This window comes from Paenibacillus motobuensis (genome assembly GCF_039521865.1).
GTDB classification, from domain to species: domain Bacteria; phylum Bacillota; class Bacilli; order Paenibacillales; family Paenibacillaceae; genus Fontibacillus; species Fontibacillus motobuensis.
Genome location: NZ_BAAACX010000018.1, coordinates 176,687 through 195,565 on the forward strand (window position 1 = coordinate 176,687; position 18,879 = coordinate 195,565).

The window sequence follows — 18,879 nt, forward strand, 5'->3', positions numbered from 1 at the left end:
GGGTGTTATGTCATCGTGTGGAAACATAGAATGAAGCCTATCGTCCTTGTGTTAATGATTTCTTCACTTATTTTTGCGTCTTTTCCGGCCGCGCCAGCTTCAGCTGGGCCAGCTGGACAGGCAGATGAGTTCGGGGCGCTGCGAATCAAATGGTTCAATTATTTGACTGGTGGCACCGAACTAGATCTGAACGATCCAGATATTAGCAGCGCAATTCAAGCCAATGCCCAGAAGGTTACCAATGACGCTAAGAACGGGGCTTGGGATACGCTTGTTAAAGACCCTGGCAGGACTTATCTATGGTCCGATTATAAGAGTACTACGGATTCAAGTCATATCACGAATTCATATAACCGGTTGAAAGATATGGCGATGGCCTATGCGACCCCAGGCACGAGCTTATATCAAAATGTAGAATTGAAGAATGATATTATCGCCGGTCTGGATTGGATGTATGTCAATCGCTATAACCCACAGAAGGCTACTTATAACAACTGGTGGGACTGGGAGATCGGCGCCCCTCTGTCAGTTGCGGATATCATTACACTGATGTATCAGGACCTGTCTGCACAACAAATTGCGGACTATACGAGTACGATTGATCGGTTCATACCTGATCCAACGAAGCGGCTGATCGGTTCGCCAGGTTTGAAGGAGACAGGTGCCAATCTGCTGGATAAATCATTAGCGGTGCTGTTACGCGGGGTACTAGGCAAGGACGAGCAGTCCATCGTGAAGGCACGGACCGCCATTAGCTCAGCCTTCCCGTATGTGACGAGCGGAGATGGCTTCTATGAAGACGGTTCATTTATCCAGCATGGGAACATCGCTTATACAGGTAGCTACGGCAGTGTTCTGCTTGGAGATATATCGAAGCTGCTGACGATCCTGGACCGCTCTTCGTGGCCGATAGAGGTTGCCGATTTCGGCAATGTGTGGAAATGGGTGACCGATTCCTTCGAGCCTGTCATCTATGACGGACATATTATGGAAATGGTCAGCGGCCGGGCAGTGTCCCGCTATAACAACAATACGCGCGGCGCGGTGTGGACGATTCTTCGTCTTGCACAGTTCGCTCCACCTGAGCAGGCTGCCTATTACAAGAGCATGGTGAAGGAATGGGTCGTCTCGGATACGAGCATGACGAATCCATTTGTGGGCATGCAGATCAGGGATATTGTAAACTTCAAGCAGTTGCTGAACGATTCCAGTATTAAGCTGCGTGGCGATCTGATTACGCATCATCAGTTCTCGGTCATGGATCGGATTGTCCATTCAAGACCGGGATATACGCTGGGAATCAGCATGTCTTCTTCCCGAATTGCCAATTTCGAGGGCGGGATGAACGGTGAGCATACACGAGGATGGTATACCGGTGATGGCATGACCTATCTGTACAACGCGGATACCGACCAGTTCCGCAATGCGTTCTGGCCAACGGTTGATTCTTACCGGATGCCGGGAACGACCTCTGACGGTTTGCCAAGAACGATGATTAAGACAACCGGCAAGAATTGGGTCGGCGGTTCATCGATGGACAATCAGTTCGGAATTGCCGGGATGGATCTGGCTCCTCCTGGAAGTAATCTAACCGGGAAGAAATCCTGGTTCATGTTCGATGATGAGATCGTAGCTCTCGGGGCCGGCATCACGACCCCTGATGAGCGCAAGGATGGACGTCAGGTTGAGACAATCGTTGAGAACCGGATGATCAATACAGCGGGCACGAACCAATTAACCGTGGATGGACAAGTAACGCCAACAAACCTGGGCTGGTCCGATACATTGAAAAATGTGAAGTGGGCGCATCTGGAAGGGACAGCGAAGGGGGCCGACATTGGCTATTACTTCCCGAATCCTACCGACATTGGGGCTTTACGTGAGGCGAGAACCGGTTCCTGGAAGGATATTAACTCCACAGGCCCGGCCGACCCAATTACGCGCAATTACGTTAGTATGGTTGTAGAGCATGGTGTTAAGCCAACAGATGCTGGCTATTCTTATGTGATACTACCATCATTCGATGCGGCGGCTACGAAGGCATATAATGATAACCCGGATGTTCAAGTACTAAGCAATACCGCGCTGATTCAAGCTGTACAGGAGAAGAAGCTCGGAATTACCGGGATTAATTTCTGGCAGCCAGGGGAAATGAACGATGTTCGTGTATATCAACCGACTTCCGTCATGGTTAAGGAACAAGGCGACGAATTGACGATATCCGTATCCGATCCTACACAGACGCAATCGAAGGTCAAGGTGGAGATCGCCGCAACTTTGTTGCAGGAGATCAGCAAGGACGAAGCGGTCACAGTACTGCAGACGGCACCTACGGTTCTGCTTGAAGTTAACACCCAAGGCAGCAAAGGGAAGAGTCATGTGATCAAGCTGAAGATCGATCCCGATGCCGACACAGAACTGCCAGAGGAAGGGGCGCTGGAACCAGATGCTGCAGCCAAGATCCGGATCGATGTATCTGAAGATGCATTTGTTAATGGCGGGAAGAACGCTGCTCTAAATTATGGAACTAATGGGTATTTATTAGTTCGTAACGGCAGCGGAGATTATGACCGCAGAGTGTTCCTGAAGTACGATCTTTCGCAAATTATAGATGACATCGAACGGGTTACACTGAATGTATATGGTAAGACCAATGACAGTAACGGCACCCAGTCTGACATCGGTGTATTCGAGATTCGCGATGATAGCTGGAAGGAAAAAGAGCTCACATATAACAATAAGCCTGCGCCAGGCGCTCGCTTGGATCTTCGAACAGTCGCATCTCCCGACCAATGGTGGCAATTCGATGTGACGCCATTCGCCAAGGAGAAGCTGCAGGACAACAAAATCGTTAGCTTGACCCTGCAGCAAGTCGGCAAGGACTTAAGCGCTGAGGTTCGCAGTCGTAAGAGCGAGAATGGAGTCTATCAGTCTTATCTGGAGGTGCTTCTCAAAGATACCATCGCACCAACAACGAAGGTTCAGATTGAAGGCGGAGCGGAAGCCGGAGAGGAACATTCTAAAGATGTAAATCTTCTCTTCTCTGCTCAAGATAACCTGAAGGGCTGGGGCGTTCTACGGACTGAAGCCCGTATCGATGGCGGCAAGTGGCAGACAGTCAAGGACGGCAAACTGATCGTTCAAGGAGAAGGTGATCACATCGTTGAGTATCGTTCAATCGATAAAGCGGGCAATATGGAACAGGCACAGCAAATTGCCGTATCTGTTACGCGTCCAACCGTTGATTTGAAGGGACCGAATGAGATCATAGCAGGAGATCAGTTGGTCGTGAAGTATGGAGTAAATACTTCGATGAAGGACTTCTACGCGAATCATATTGTACTTACCTATGATGAGAACCTGTTGCAGTTCGTATCTGCTGAATCCTTGCAGCAAGGGATTACTATCCTGGATACACGTAAAGAAGAGGGACAAGTTCAGCTTGTGATTGCAGGAGAAGGAGGGCCGATTCAAGGCAAGGAGGATATGTTGAAGCTCACCTTCAACACGACAAAGGTCACATCGCCAACCGAAGGCAAACTTAATGTGACCAAGTCCGTATTGGGCAATCTGTCTGGAGATGAGATTGATGCGGCCCCGGCTTCTCTAATTTTCACGTTGAAGGACAAGAAAGCCCCGGGTCCTGGTGATGGCAACGGAAACGGAAACGGCAACGGGAATGGAAACGGAAACGGCAACGGGAACGGAAACGGGAACGGGAATGGAAACGGAAACGGAAACGGCAACGGTAACGGTAACGGGAACGGAAATGGCAACGGAAACGGAAACGGGAACGGAAACGGTAACGGTAACGGGAACGGAAACTGGAACGGTAACGGTAACGGAAACGGGAACGGGAACGGAAACGGAAATGGCAACGGAAATGGAAACGGGAACGGAAACGGAAACGGTAATGGTAATGGCAACAGTAACGGCAACGGGCCAGGTAAGGAAGTGCCTTTGAAGGATATGGCGGGTCATTGGGCTGAGAATATGATTCGTAAAGCCATAGAAGATGGTTTGGTTCAGGGTTATCCGGATGAGACCTTCCGGCCGAATAAGCCGATTAATCGTGCTGAGTTTACAGCATTATTAGTTAGAGGCTTGAATCTGAAGGAAGAAGATGAGCTTACGTTCAAGGATGCGGATGGGCTTCCGGAATGGGCGAAGTCTGATATTGCCAAGGGAATCAAGAGAGGCTTCATTAGTGGATTCCCGGATCATACGTTCCGGGCAGATCAAGCGATTACGCGTACTGAGCTTGCCGTGATGGCTGCCAAGGCATTGAACAAGGACGCACCGCTACAGACAGAGTTAACATTCTCCGATGCGGGAAGCATTCCGCCATGGGCACAGGGCTGGATCGCACTAGCTGTGAACGAAGGCCTGATTCAAGGCCGCGGCAACAATCGCTTTGCTCCTCAAGATGTGGCTACCCGCGCTGAGGCGTTGGTTGTTGTGATGCATCTAGTGGAAGCTCAGGGGCAGAAATAACCGGATATTTTAGATGAAGGAAAGGTCGAGTTCAGGGTGTGAAGTACTGCCCCGAGCTCGATCTTTTTGATAAATATAAACTTTATAGAGTCTAGAACAGCTTCCCTTGAGCATAGAGAATTGACGATATCCGCATAATGGCATGGTCAAAGCAGGTCTGCCGCAGCGATTTGTTCGAACTGAAATAGAGAGGGTAAACCTTATTCATCGTCTTACCCATTTTACAGTGAAGCTGCTCAAATACCTCTGATTCGCTATAGTATTGAGTCTCGCGGCCTTGCAGCCATTCGAAATAGGATACGATTACTCCGCCGGCATTAGCCAGGATATCCGGAATGACCAGGATGCCTTTTGCTGTCAGTATATCATCGGCCTCACCGGCGATGGGGGCATTTGCCCCTTCGACAATAATCGGTGCTTGTACCTGCTCGACATTGTCTGCCCGGATCTGATCTTCCAAGGCGGCTAATATAAGTACATCCACATTCAAATATAGAACGGCTTCCCGATCCAGAATTTCAGCCTGGATGCCGGCCTCAACAATTTGCTCTTTGGTGTAAGGGAGATCTCCGCGGTTGGCTGCTGCGTATTTGGCGAGCGCCGGGATGTCCAGCCCATCCGGATTATACAGAGTTACATTGCGATCGCTAACGGCAACGATGGTATTATTTATGTACTGACAATGATAAGCTTCAGTTGCCGTTACTGAACCTACATTACCGAAGCCTTGCACAGCCAGAGTGATCGGCCGATTCCGACAGTCCAGGGCAGCTGCGGCCTGTTGAGTCTGGGACTGAGCCAGATGTTGATGATTCTCCTGCAGGTAATCATGAAGCAAATACCGAAGAGTGTAGTAGACTCCTTTGCCGGTCGCTTCTTTGCGGCCCAGGGAGCCTCCATTCAGTACGCTCTTGCCTGTAAAGCTGCCTAAATATGGCTTCCCGTAATGAATACTCTTATATTCGCTCATCATCCAATCCATTTCCCGCGCGCTGGTTCCAACGTCAGGAGCAGGGATATCCTTGTCCGGGCCGAGGATTTCGTTGAAATATTGAACGTATTTCGTACAGATTTGATAGAGTTCCTTAGTAGAATAATCTCTAGGATTGATGGCAACCCCGCCTTTTCCGCCGCCGAAGGGAACCTCATGCAGAGCGTTCTTCAACGTCATGAGAGCTGCGAGATTAATTACCTCGGCTTCGTTCACGGATTCATGGAAGCGGATGCCGCCTTTATAGGGTCCTAGCGTGTCATTATGCTGCATACGGAAAGCCGGGATACGTTCAATGACGCCGTTCTCCCGGGCTATTCTAAGGTAAGATTTATGAATATGGTTAGGGGTTGATAGAATAGTGATGAGCGAGTGAATCGCTTTATCTCTTGCATCATTTTTGAGCTCAGGCAGGAAATTGGGCTCATTCAGCAGGTTATGTAAGGATTTCTCAATGATGTCGGTTGTCTGTTTAGCCATAGCTTCGATCACCTCGAGGTTTATTTTGAAACGTTCTAAATAGGGGCTAACAGCGGTTCGAAAACAATGACACCTCCACTTTCTAAAAAGGTAGTTCAAAAGGTCCCCTATCTCTAATCGACAAAATCGTCAATCGGGGTACCAATATTATACAATAAATTTTGAAATTTTTCCTATACGTCGGAAAATAGCGGTAAGCATTAAATAGGCCATTGACATGCTGAAATTGTATAGTTACCGTGAATAGAAAGCAGTAGATTTTGTTCCAACATGGCGAGACTGCAGGAACAGCAAGGGAATTGAGTTTTTTGTAATCGTTAACATCGGCCTCAGATGCTGAACTGGCGAAGTGAGGATGAAGTCATAGATCATGATGTCAAATTGCTAAGAGGAGGCAGGAAATTAACCAATGGATAATAGAACTAAGGCTGTAAGAGAGAATTTGAGTATGGCGCGAATCGGTGTATGGCTGGATCATGAGGGAATGGAGCGCAGATATCGGTATGGAGTAAATGTATTCCAAAAATACATTACCGAGATCATGGCTCATTGCGGCTTCACGTACATAATACTGGATCATGCGGACCGGATTCAGCTTGAAGCGGTTGATATTGTTATCGTAGCCGTGGCTAGTGAGCGGCAAACGGATCATAATATACTCTGGAGTTTTATGGAGGCAGGCGGGATTGTTGTTTCTTTTGCCGGGGCTACGGAATTATCTTCCAAATTAGGGTATACGACGATTAGAGAAATTCCGGTAGGTTACGCGGATTTGAAGACTCCGTGGTATGCAGATGTTATGCTGCGAGGTTTTGATTATCGTCCTTGGGTTCGAAGAGATGTAGAAGAGTCCGGCCCTGTAAGTAAAAGCTGCGGATCAATTCGCCATGGAAGTCCTGATGGCTCAGTCTGTGGTGAGGTTATCCAGAGCTTCCACGTTGGAGCAGGCCGATTGGAGCGTTGGGCACTGGATATTCCAGCGACGATTGTTCGCCTGCAGCAGGGCAAATCACCGATTGTTACTGATGGCCTTCCGGCACCTGACGGTACCGGCGCTGTAGATGAATGGATTCTTAAGGCAGATGATGATGTACAGCAGGACTGGGAGTATGACCGGCTGATAACGAAGACAGGGATGAAGTATTTTGCCCATCCATATGCGGATTTATGGAAGCAGGCATTTGCGGGGCATTTGCTGCATGTTGCCGCTGAGCAGGGGCTTGTTCTGCCTTTTGTGGATTATTGGCCGGACGGGATTGAACAGATCGCCATGATCTCTCATGATAGCGACTTTAATATAGATGAATCGGCAGAGATCACCTTATCTCTTTTGCGGGAGCATGATGTTCAGAGCACCTGGTGCATGATCGAGCCAGGCTATTCTCCGCACCTCCAGGAGCTGATCAAGAAGGAGGGTCACGAGCTTGCTTTGCACTACAATGCATTACCTAAGGATAACGGATGCTGGGAGAGGGATGAGTTCGGCAGACAGCATGAGTGGTTCAAAGGGATATCGGGCATGGAACATGCCGTATCCAATAAGAATCACTATACCTGTTTCGAGGGGTGGGGGGAATTGTTCGATTGGTGCGAAGAGCATCAGATTGCCGCGGATCAATCCCGAGGACCAAGCAAGAAGGGCAATATCGGCTTTCCGTTCGGAACCTGCCATCCGTACTTCCCGATAGCCTGGTCAGACCAGGGGAACCGAATTTACAATGTGCTGCAGACCGCCTTTATGACTCAGGATCTGAATCATGATGCTCTGGCTGATGTCAGTGTGCTCGCTCCGTTCCTGGATGGAGTAAGCAGAGTACGTGGAGTTGCTCATTTCTTATTTCATCCACTGCATATTTTGAAGCAACCGCCTGTTCGTGAAGCATTCCGTGAAGTTATCGTGGAGGCTAAGAAGCAAGGATTCGTCTTCTGGACCGGTCAGCAAATCAATGATTGGATTAGATCCAAGCGCCAGATCACGATAGAAGGCCTGCGGGAGAACGGCCTAGTCGAATACAGCAACCCGGCTCAAGCGAACCGGGCAGTTGTCTGGATTCCTCTGTTATCAGAAGAGAAGATCGACGATGAAGGCGTTCATATTAAGTTTGGAATGCGCTGTAAGAAGCAAATATTGACTATGTTTTAATTCATAATTCCATGGTTAACAACATGAACCGTTACTTTAGGATCGAATTCCACCTTTGCGTAATCATCCGGCCAGTGCAGTCTTTTCCAGGTATTCGGATAATAGGCCTGGATTCTCTGGCCGATTCCGAACCCGTCATGGTTGGCCTGCTGTATTTTTTTCGTTATTGCTAGGGCTCTTCGGGTCAGTTCCTCCCCTATCGTATTATCTAAAGAAGTCACATGTTTCTTTTCATTTAGATGATCCCTAGGGTATTCGATAGCCGTTACTTTTAATTTTAAATCCAGCTTTACTTTGATGTTCCGGCCGTCCTGGACGTTTATTTTCAGCCTTCGTTTTAGGCTTTGGATGTCTATCGCTATATAGTTTTCTGGGCGCTGATTTTCAGCGTTCTCTACTTTGAGCGTCAGGTTCGCGTCTTTGGCTAATTTATCGGCCATCAGCAGATACAGCAGCGAGTCCTCCGCGGATAACGTCCCTGTCATTTTATCGTTATAAAATAAGGCTATCCCGGAAATGGTCGGGCTCGTCTCGGTTTTGGTAATATAGGGAGCTGCAAAATCATTGCCTTGAGTCAGCATCGATGGACATGCCAGCTGCAGGTTAACATCCGGTACAACTGTTTTACGCTCCATGCTTTGAATTAGTTTGTTAAAATGCTCGCCAATGAGTTTTGTTCCCACTTTTTTGATATTGATGGCCTCGCGTGCTGAACCTTCAACGACAGCAATCTTGGCGTTCAAGGCGCTTGTAGGATCGCGGTATAATACGTCTAAATACGGATATATACCCTCTTTGGCCAAAGCCTCGCCGATTAGAATGACACGGAGCTTGGAACTGGAGTATATGCCGGAAATCTCCCGGTCAAGAATATCCCGCAAATCCCTGGTCGTATCTCCCTTTCCCGAATGGACTTCGTTCGATTCCTTCTGGGTGGATTGCGAGCCGCTGACATCCATCACTGAGGAGGTATTCCGAAGCTTACCATCCGGCTCCAGATCCAGGCCGCTGATATCTATGATTCTGACGTCTTTTAACAATTGCTGATCCCAACAGCCCGACAGAAGCATGGCCATTAAACAGGTTGCAAGCAGAATTCCTGTTATTCTCAACTTGTTCCCCTCCTAGCCTCTGTGATCTTAAACAGAATGGAAATGATTAATAAGACCAATGGGATCACGAATATCAACGAATAAACGGCGAAGGACAAGATTTTCTCTATTGCATCGATTTGGAACGGATCCTTGATGATCAGCGCAATGATGAATACAACTGCTGCCGTAAAAGGCACGATCTTGCGATGATTGCCTTGTTGACGCAAAAGATGTGCAGCTCCCCTGGATGCCATAATAAAATACCCGATCGATGTAGTCGTTACCACAACCATCATTAGGGAAAGAAAATAGAGGTCCGGCCGCTCGACCACACTAAAAGACAATGCCTTAACCATATACAGCAGAGGCTGGGGCAGCAGATCCAGCTCCGGCGGACTGAATACGATAAGACTTGTAAAGACGGCATAGGCATAAAACAAAGTAGTGAAGGTATTTGCCAGGGTCACTGCCTTTAGTTTCCCGGCACTCCCCCCCTCTACAAAGGGATAACAAATCAACAGAATCTCATACCCTGCTAATGAGTCCACAGTACCGAACGCGCCCTTTGAAATATTCCATAATCCTGATTGTCCCACCGGCAATACATATAGAAAGTTAACATTGAAATACGCAAACGCTATGATGATGATCACCAGGATATTGCAAGCAAACACCACATTAAAAAAGCGGGAAACCGTTCGCAGGCTCTCTCGCCCTAAATAGATGCATAAACTGATCAGCATGGCTATAAAGACCCATCTTGGGGTATCAATTAACACCCAATTTTGAATCGTTCTGGCGAACCTTATAATGATGAAGCTTGTCACGAGTGTGAAAAAAGCGACATATACAAGCTGGACAAGTTTCCCCATAAACCTTCCTAATAGAACTGGCAAAAAATCATACAGTGAATGCGAAGGGAATCGCTTGTTTAAGCACCAAATGATCACAATAAATAGTTGCGACATCAATCCGCCTAGAAGGACGGATATCCATGCATCTCCCTGGGCTATGGTGTGTACCTTGGCAGGCAGCATTAATAGCCCGCCGCCGATTTGAGTTTGAGTAACCAAAAAGGCGAGCTGATGCGGTTTAATTTGTTGCTCCTTCAGATTGACCATCGCGTTTCTCTTCCTTTTCTGATTGGGGCTGCAGATTTGATTGTTGCGGAGCTGGATCATGCGGGCGGCGTTTTAATTTCTGCTGTGGCATCCGAATAAAGGTATCCTTCCAATCTTTCCAACGGAATGGAGCAACAGGAGCGAAATAAGGCCTGCCGAACGACTCCAATAAACATAAATGGATCAGAATAATCATTAGGCTGTAGACAATCCCGATAAATCCGAACAAAGCTGCAGCGATCATGACAGGAAAGCGCAGTATTCGGACCGACCCGCTCATCTCGTGGGAAGGGACCACGAAAGAAGCAATCGCCGTTAAAGCGACGACAATGATCATCGCATTCGATACCAGACCGGCCTTGACCACCGCATCCCCGATGACGAGACCGCCGACAATTCCGATCGTCTGTCCTACAGGCCCGGGGAGGCGCATACCGGCTTCTCGAAGCAGCTCGATCGTCAGTTCCATGAACAGCGCCTCAAGAATCGGCGGAAAGGGAATATGCTCAATGCTGCTCTTAATGGGTAGCAGTAAATCCTGCGGGATGACTTCGAAATGAAAAGAAACCACCGCAATGTAATAAGCAGGAAGAGCAACGGCTATGACGAAACTGAATACCCGGATGAAGCGGATGAATGACGCCTGTAGTGAACGATAACCATAATCGTCTGGAGATTGATAGAAGGAGAAGAAGGTAACAGGCATAATTAACGCTGTAGGACTGCCTTCTGCTAATAGCGCTACCCTGCCTTCCAGCAGGTTTCCTATGACACGATCCGGTCGCTCTGTATGCAGCAATTGAGGAAAGGGCGATAAGGAGCTCTCTTCGATATATTCCTCGACAAATTCCGCAGAAGTAATCGAATCCGCTTCAATACTGCGGATTCTGTGGTCGATTTTTTCGATGATCGCGGGATTGGCTATATTCCGTAAATAGATAATGACCGCTTCAATTTTTGTTTCATTTCCAAGCTGATAGCGCCTTACAACCAGGTTCCGGTTTGCGATATGCTTGCGAACGAGCTGTAGATTTATACTTACATTTTCCACGAATCCTTCATGAGAGCCCTCAACAATCCGCTCATTGGCCGGTTCACTGATGCTGCGAACATGGCTCGATTTCACCTCGATGACATAGCATTCTTCTAACCCCTCAATAAACAGCACTGCATTTCCGCTAATTAACAAGTCGATGGTTTTCTCAAGATCATTATGTTTGTTAGCTCGCATCGTGATCAGAAGCTCTTTCAAGTCTGCGCCTTTATTTTCTGAAATCGGCTTTAATATTTCATCGCGGATTTTTTGCTGGTCGCACATGGTGTACATAAAGAGAAATTGGCTAGTATATCCTGGAATAGCTACAGTTTGACTGACTAAATCGTCTGTATGAAACAATGCATCTTTCATATATTCGATATTTTCCTGTACGGTGGGAAATACCGGCTGATGTATCGAGGAAGGCTTTATGTAAGCAGGTCTATTCTTTTTCCGATTTTTATTAAATATTCTTTTGATATAATGCATAACCTGACCTCCCCTGGCAGTAACGGCTACATTGTAGATTTCCCCCCAGATTGGACAAATATCCCTTTGGTTAGAGATTCGCAAATCAACTCCTTAATAACAAGCCCCCATCGGATTGAATTCGCCGATGGGGGTTTGTTATTAAGGGTTATTAATTACAGTGAACCAGGTTTTCCTGGGTGATACGGGTTCCTGCCTTTCCTGCCAGAGCCAGATCCGCCTGGTCCAGGGAGCAGATAATGGCCGTTCCTCCTGTTTCGGCAAAGCTAATGGCCGATTCCATTTTCGGTCCCATGCTTCCGGCGCTAAACTGGCCCTCGTCTGCATACCGCTTGGCTTCTTGGAACGATATAGCTCCTAGAGATTTTTGATCCGCTTTTCCATAGTTCACATACACATTTTGAACATCAGTAAGAATCATGAACACATCAGCATTGACATCCCGGGCCATCTGGTAGCCGCTGCGATCCTTATCGATAACGGCTTCCACGCCAGCAAGTGTTCCATCCGTTTGCCGATATACGGGGATGCCTCCGCCACCGGCGGCAATGACAATAGTTCCTTGATCGGTCAGAGATTTGATGCTATTTGCTCCAATAATCGACTTCGGCATAGGAGAGGGAACGACACGGCGCCATCCTCTGCCCGCGTCCTCTTTAACCACCCATCCCTGTTGACCTGCGAGCTGTTTGGCCTCTTCTTCTTGGTAGAAAACTCCGATAGGTTTAACTGGATTCAGGAATGCCGGATCATCTAATGAGACTTCGGTTTGCGTCAGCATGCTGACTACCGTATTCTTAAGACCAAGCTTCTTCAGTTCATTCCTTAACGATTGATCCATCATATATCCGATAAAGCCTTGGGATTCTGCACTGCATACATCGAGCGGGAATGGTGGAACCAATTCCTTGGCTTCCTCCTGCTGACGTAATATATTGCCCACCTGCGGGCCGTTGCCGTGGGTGATAATCACTTCATAGCCCTGCTGTACAATTCGGGCAATAATCTCACAGCATTGACGTACATTCTCTAATTGATTCTCATAGGTAGCTTGCTGCTTGGGCTGAAGAATAGCGTTACCGCCAAGCGCTATCACGACTTTCTGTGCCAAGTGGGATTCCTCCTTAGGATCAACATACCAATCAGTATGCCGAATGATGTATCCAGACCCGAGCTATGACCGACGCACAGAAGCTCTCGGGTCCGCTTCATTAATTCCTTGCCATCTTCTAGGGCAAGGGTACTCAATACGTTGGATATTACGGAACTGAATTGTCCCTGCAGCGCATATTTCAAGTATTCCCGGCTAATATCTGTAGTCAGAGCCTCCTTCTCTACTAATGTAGATAAATGGAGACGGAAGTGATCTGTAAATACTCCTGTTATCGTGTCTACCGCGAGCATCCCCGCCAGCATGTCATCTCCAGCTGGAGTCAGCCCGTTGCCGCGGCCGATCCAGTATCTGAGGATGTTATCAATTTGAGGCAAGCTTTCGCTCTGGGCTGCATCCATGAGCTGTATAACCTTCTGTTCATGTTCTGACCAGGATGATCCAGATTTGCTGATCAAACGTTCAAGGAAATGGCTTACCAGAATACCTGTGCCGGTATGCTGGTTATGATTACATATTTCGGATGCAAATGCATTTAGACCAGATAACAAGGACAGTGCTTCAATGGGTCTCATCTTCGAGTCATAAGCCCGAAGAGGGTTCAGCTTAATAGCAAATGAGGAGAAGAGGAGAGCGGATGCCTCTCTATCATAGAGGAATGTCTCTCCCATACTAAGTAAGGGAATGAGCCGAGGTAGCAGATCGTCCTCCAGATGGATGCCAAAGGGAAGCTCTCCGTTCTTCCTGCTGCCGATAAAGATCAGCCCGTTCCCACATCGAATATTCCAGCCATTATTAAAAATGCTGTGTACATAGCCCGGCTCGTCCGTTTGAAGGAGAGGGGGGACAGTCACACTGTACGCCCCGCTCGCTTGTATGAGATGTTCCATTCTGCTCTCCTCCTAGTTGTTACTCCCTTAGATGAGCCCTAGCTTCTGGGCATAAGCCTCGAGTGCTTTCTCGAAGCAGGCCAGAGGTGCGCGGACGGTCCCTGCCCCGATCTGACCTACCCCGGGCTCTTTGTGAGCGATTCCGGTATTAATTACTGGAGTGATCCCGGTCTCTACTACTTTCCTGGCATCAATCCCGAGACAAGTCCCCTGGAAGTTCCAGGTTGGAATCGCAAAGTTCGGGTTGCGATCGATACAGATTTCCGTCATTTCATTGCTGGTTGCCAGAGCATCATCAAATCCTCCGGCACCCACAAATCGGGTAACACCCGGTGCGGCTACCATGGCCATACCGCCAACGCCAAATGCTTCAGTAATGGCGCTGTCGCCGATATCCGGGTTAGCCATCTCCTGGGAGTAGCCTGTGAAGAATAAGCCTTGCGGTGTATTTACAGGCGCGGTGAACCATTCGTCGCCCATTCCGCTGATCCGGATGCCGAAGTTCTGGCCATTTCGGGACATTGCGGTGACTACGGTACCATATTCAATCGTTCTAGCGGCATCGAGTACGGCTTTGGATGTAGCCATGGCGATATTCAGGAAGAACTGATCGGTATCAGCCAGGAATTCCACGACAGCCGATTTATCTTGTTCGGACAAGTTCGTTCGTAGAATAAAAGGAGTGATCTCCTTCAAAAATACGAGCGAAGCGGCAATATTCCTTTGATGGAATTCATCGCCCATCGTGATGGCCTTAGCGATCATCACATTGATGTTCAATCCATTGTCGGTAAGGGACAACGCCTTGGAGAGGGCAGGGGCGAGCACATCCCGCATCCATTTCAGGCGATTGATGACCTCATCAGAATAAGCACCGAAGCGCAATACTTTACCGATTCCTTCATTCATCGTACAGTAGGCGCGATTGCCATCCGTGCGATTCTCGACGACCAGCACTGGCATATTCGCAGAGGTGATTCCTCCCATAGGTCCCACAGCCTTTACATGATGACACGGAATGAAGCTGATCTCCCCCTGCTTCAGAAGAGCCATAGCCTTCTCCTCATCTTCTGCCCAGCCTTCGAATAGGCAAGCTCCGACACATGCTCCTTGCATTGGGCCGGTCATATCTTCGAATTGAATCGGTGGGCCTGCATGTAGAAGTACTCGTCCATTCAGCTGCTCCACTACAGATTTAGCCGGGACTACGTCTACCAGGAAGGGCGCACCAGCTACAATTTTTTGAATAACCGCCTGATTCGCTTCATCGATTGTTTTATAGGGTCCGTACATGCTGCATCCTCCTAATGTTGTATTTCGAAATTTGTATTTGAACTTTATTTGAGAAGGCTCAATATTTTGCGCATTCTTTCATTACCGCCGGCGATTGGACGCCAATCGTACTGCACAGTCTGTCCACCGTAGCTATTTATCGTATTGGCGAATTTCTTAAGTCCGATATTGACGACTCTCGGTTTACTGCTGAGCAATTCAGTAATGGCTTCTGAAACCTGGAACTGGGCTGGCTTGGTTCCGTCTGCTGGTAAGGACGTTTTGTTATTGTCCTGGAGCCAGATACCCATCATTGCCAGAGCGGTTCGGACTGCTCGATTGTTGCTGTCCTTAACAATAACCCCGGCTTGCTCCAGCTTGGATTTTTGCTCCTGATAATTCTGCGGGTCTTGCGCCGTTCCGCATACAGCCGCTACGAAATACAGATTCTTGCCTTTTGCCATGGCTTCGCTTCGTGTGCTCTCAATGACAGGAAGCAAGGCTCCGGCCATATCATCATGGGAGCCATAACCCAGTACGATATCAAGAAGGATGATGGCCGTGGATTCATCCAGGGCAGCCTGCTTAATATATTGAATTCTCGTCTCCGGGTCGATCATCGGGTGAGGCTTACCTTGGGTATACTTGTCGTCTCCCAAGTCGATCACTTCATGACCGTTCGCCCTCAGCAAGTAGCCGTCGTCATGAATTAGCTGCCCAAGATTCAGACCTTTGGATAGAAGGACAGCGGCTTCATAGGCGAGGGTACCGCCAGAGTAGAGCCCTTTAATCGAGGTTTGCTCCGGTTTCAGTGCCACCTTCGGAATTTTTCCATTCGACATGTTGTAATTCGTTAGGATGACTCTGTCTTTGGATAGATCTACGGCAATCATAGCTGTCTCCTCTAATGTAGAAGCATAATATACATTGCCTTCGTGAGCCGTCGGTTCTTCACCGACGAAGATAGCCACCGCTGGCTTAGACAGACGCTGCAGCAGCTGGACGACCTGATCCCGCACTTCCTTTGCCGGCGGTTTGGATATGACTACGATAACCTCGGTGCCTTTATGCTTCTCAAGACCTTGAATCGCACTCAGCATTGTTGTTGCGCCGATCGTATCCGACAGGTCGCGTCCTCCGGTTCCGATCGCATGGCTGATGCCTCCGCCCAAGCGGTCAATCAGGCTAGTGACTTCTTGAATACCTGTGCCAGAAGCACCAACAACGCCGATATTGCCTTCATTAATGACGTTGGCGAAGGCGATTGGAATATTGGAGATAATTCCGGTCCCACAGTCTGGTCCCATAACCAGAAGTCCTTTGTCACGGGCTTTCTGCTTCAGGCGCAGTTCGTCCTGGATATCCATATTGTCGCTAAATATAAAGGCATGAAGGCCATGGTCCAAGGCCTTGTCAGCTTCCTCGGCAGCATATTGGCCTGGAACGGAGATCAGGGCAAGATTGGCATTTGGCAACGCCTGCAGAGCTTTATCCCAGGTGCGTACCGATTCGAATGCCTGTTTGCTGCTGCTCACCGCCTGGTTCTTCAACTCTTCCGCAATGGCAGCAAGTACCTCGGCTACTTTCTCCTCATGATCCGTGCGGATCACAATACACATATCATTAGGGCCGGCGGCTTCCAGTTCGTCTGTATACATGCCGGTATTCTGGAAGATTTCTTTGTTCGCCGGTGTGCCCATCATAATCGAAGCTTGGTCTACACCTTCCATTGCAGAAATCTTGTTCGTAAGAAGCATCAGGTTAACGGAATCTTGATAGGAATTCTCTTGAATGATGGAATATAACATGAAGCTGCGCACCTCTCTCGTTCAGATAGAGTTTTCATATTTCAGATTGCCATCTAGATCATTTGGCAAACGGATCTTTGTGGTCGTATTGATTGCGATGGACCGTATCGGATACTAGATATTCATAAATCTCATCAACAATCTCGATGCCATTTCGTTCGTACTCTTCTTGAATCAGATCATTATTCTGTCCCGGGAATAGCACTTGCTCGAAGCCCGGAGCCGGCTTAATCTGGTTCAATTCATCCATGGTCTGCGAAATATGCTGTCTAAATACAACAGGGTCTGTAAAAAATGCAGGATTGATGACGAGATGGAACTGTCCCAGATTACGGTATTCGGTCAGATTATGGTACATCGATGACACCTTATTCCCGAAGGGAAGGCCAAGCAGAATACCTGACAGCACATCTACCATCATCATCAGCCCATATCCCTTAGGACCGGCGATGGGAAGCAAGGCATTCACTTTGAAGGGATCCGTCGTCGGATGTCCTTCCTTATCCACGGCCCATGAATCAGGAATCGATTCATTTCGGGATCTGGCGTGCAGAATTTTACCCCACGCCTGCACGGTTGTGGCCATATCCAAGGTAAGAAGACGATCATCACTGCTTGGAGCAGCGAATGCAATCGGGTTCGTCCCGTAATAAGGCTCTGAACCACCGAAGGGAACGACCATCGGATCGGATTGACATACGGAGATGCCAACCATTCCGGCTTTGGCAGCCTGTCGTACAAAATAGGACAGGGCACCGCTATGACCGATTCTACGGACACCAACGGCTGCTATACCACTGGTCTTTGCCATTTGGATCGCTTCATCCATCGCTTGCTTGGCAGCCACATGGCCTACCCCGTTGTCCCCATCAAATACAGCTGTGCTGGGACCGGTAACTTCATATTTGAAATTAGGCGCTGTATTTATTCCGCCTTTGGCGATTCGTTCCGCATAATATTCCACTCTCATGGCGCCATGGGAATGAATGCCTCTAATATCGGCATGGACCAGGACGTCTGCTACTCCGTCGGCATGCTCCTTCGACAGGCCCGCTTTGTGCAGCTTCACAGCAATCAGTTGATTTAATTCGGATCGGCTTATTCTCAACTTCAACACCTCTGTTCAGTTAGGTTATATACGATAGGTCATCCGCGGTATGCGGCAAGCTAGAGGTCTGCATCCCGGTTGCAGTCTTTGGAATAGACGTAAGCGAGCTTCTCGCGGCCGACGGCATAGCAGGCTTGCTGTACATAAGGGCCCATGAAGATATAGTCGCCTTTCTTGACAGGGATCCACTCATTGTCCAGATTGTAGATTCCTTCTCCGGAGAGCAGATAAGCTCCGTGTTCCTGTACATGCGTCTCGATGAATGGATGGCAGGCGCCGGGATCAAAGGTAAGGATATGGAAGTTCATATCAAAAGCAAGCTCTTTCGGCAGCAAATCCTGAATCCGCATATCAGTCATGCCGTCATAATCGACTTCGGGAATATCATTCGAGTTGCCAGTTACGACCCATGGCTTCAGATCCTTCAGCGGTTTATGTTTCTGCTTGTACAGGAACAATCTGCTGTCGCCATCTTTCAGGTTCTCAAGAAACATCGTTATTCCAGGAGGGCAGTAGAGGAAGCCGCCGCTAGTCAGTGTATAAGTCTCGTTATCAGCAGAGGCCTTGACTTCACCTTCTAGCACATAGACGAAAGTCTCGATATGCTCTTGTCCGCCGAAGCCGTCCTTGTTCACGCCCCCTTGATGCATGGTTACTATATAATCTACAAAGCTTGCTCCAAGCTTCGGTGTAGCCAAAATGGATATAGAGCAGTTCTCAAAGCCGGGAACTACGTTATTGACAAGACCTTCGGAAGCAATTAAGGCATACTTGCCATGTTTAATGATAGAGCGGCTAGATAATAGATCAGTTGGGTATCCCATTGAGATTCTCTCCTTTAT

Annotated in this window: 12 protein-coding genes; 2 read left to right on the forward strand and 10 right to left on the reverse strand. The window is 48.3% G+C overall.

Annotation, left to right across the window (positions count from 1 at the left end; genetic code table 11):
* The first annotated feature begins 15 nt into the window (after window positions 1–15).
* Window positions 16–4,494: a polysaccharide lyase family 8 super-sandwich domain-containing protein gene (locus ABD014_RS20230; protein WP_343864227.1), complete on the forward strand. Its 4,479-nt coding sequence runs from the start codon at window positions 16–18 to the stop codon at window positions 4,492–4,494.
* Between the two features lie 91 nt (window positions 4,495–4,585).
* Here ABD014_RS20230 and ABD014_RS20235 read toward each other — a convergent pair whose 3' ends face one another.
* The gene (locus ABD014_RS20235; RefSeq protein WP_343864229.1) at window positions 4,586–5,965 is read right to left on the reverse strand and encodes a Glu/Leu/Phe/Val family dehydrogenase; all 1,380 of its coding nucleotides are present in this window, start codon (window positions 5,963–5,965) and stop codon (window positions 4,586–4,588) included.
* 409 nt (window positions 5,966–6,374) lie between these two features.
* Here ABD014_RS20235 and ABD014_RS20240 point away from each other — a divergent pair, with 409 nt between their 5' ends.
* A complete protein-coding gene (locus ABD014_RS20240; RefSeq protein ID WP_343864231.1) occupies window positions 6,375–8,108 on the forward strand; it encodes a polysaccharide deacetylase family protein in 1,734 nt (577 codons plus the stop codon).
* Here the strand turns inward: ABD014_RS20240 and ABD014_RS20245 are convergent.
* The 9 genes from ABD014_RS20245 to allE all read right to left on the reverse strand — a co-directional run bounded on the left by ABD014_RS20245 (window position 8,105) and on the right by allE (window position 18,861).
* The gene (locus tag ABD014_RS20245; RefSeq protein ID WP_343864233.1) at window positions 8,105–9,220 is read right to left on the reverse strand and encodes a Ger(x)C family spore germination protein; all 1,116 of its coding nucleotides are present in this window, start codon (window positions 9,218–9,220) and stop codon (window positions 8,105–8,107) included. The two genes, ABD014_RS20240 and ABD014_RS20245, sit on opposite strands and share 4 nt — an antisense overlap.
* Window positions 9,217–10,323 (reverse strand): GerAB/ArcD/ProY family transporter, encoded by a 1,107-nt coding sequence (locus tag ABD014_RS20250; RefSeq protein ID WP_343864235.1) that lies wholly within the window; start codon window positions 10,321–10,323, stop codon window positions 9,217–9,219. The genes ABD014_RS20245 and ABD014_RS20250 overlap by 4 nt, the downstream gene beginning before the upstream one ends.
* Window positions 10,295–11,731, reverse strand: coding sequence for a spore germination protein (locus ABD014_RS20255; RefSeq protein ID WP_343864237.1), 1,437 nt, complete (start codon window positions 11,729–11,731; stop codon window positions 10,295–10,297). The genes ABD014_RS20250 and ABD014_RS20255 overlap by 29 nt, the downstream gene beginning before the upstream one ends.
* 268 nt (window positions 11,732–11,999) lie before the next feature.
* Window positions 12,000–12,959, reverse strand: a complete 960-nt coding sequence (gene arcC / locus ABD014_RS20260) for a carbamate kinase (RefSeq protein WP_343864239.1) — start codon at window positions 12,957–12,959, stop codon at window positions 12,000–12,002.
* Window positions 12,941–13,849 carry an oxamate carbamoyltransferase subunit AllH family protein gene (locus ABD014_RS20265; protein WP_343864241.1) on the reverse strand — a complete coding sequence of 303 codons (909 nt, stop codon included), beginning with the start codon at window positions 13,847–13,849 and terminating at the stop codon, window positions 12,941–12,943. Before ABD014_RS20265 ends, arcC begins: the two co-directional genes overlap by 19 nt.
* 27 nt (window positions 13,850–13,876) lie before the next feature.
* Complete coding sequence (locus tag ABD014_RS20270) at window positions 13,877–15,142, reverse strand: YlbE family protein (RefSeq protein WP_343864243.1); 1,266 nt, start codon at window positions 15,140–15,142, stop codon at window positions 13,877–13,879.
* A gap of 44 nt (window positions 15,143–15,186) precedes the next feature.
* Window positions 15,187–16,929 carry an acyl-CoA synthetase FdrA gene (gene fdrA / locus ABD014_RS20275; RefSeq protein ID WP_343864245.1) on the reverse strand — a complete coding sequence of 581 codons (1,743 nt, stop codon included), beginning with the start codon at window positions 16,927–16,929 and terminating at the stop codon, window positions 15,187–15,189.
* A 58-nt stretch (window positions 16,930–16,987) separates the two neighbouring features.
* Entirely contained in the window at window positions 16,988–18,037 is a 1,050-nt protein-coding gene (gene allD, locus ABD014_RS20280; RefSeq protein ID WP_343864247.1) for an ureidoglycolate dehydrogenase, read from the reverse strand.
* 59 nt (window positions 18,038–18,096) lie between these two features.
* Window positions 18,097–18,861, reverse strand: a complete 765-nt coding sequence (gene allE, locus ABD014_RS20285) for a (S)-ureidoglycine aminohydrolase (RefSeq protein WP_343864249.1) — start codon at window positions 18,859–18,861, stop codon at window positions 18,097–18,099.
* Window positions 18,862–18,879: the final 18 nt, after the last annotated feature.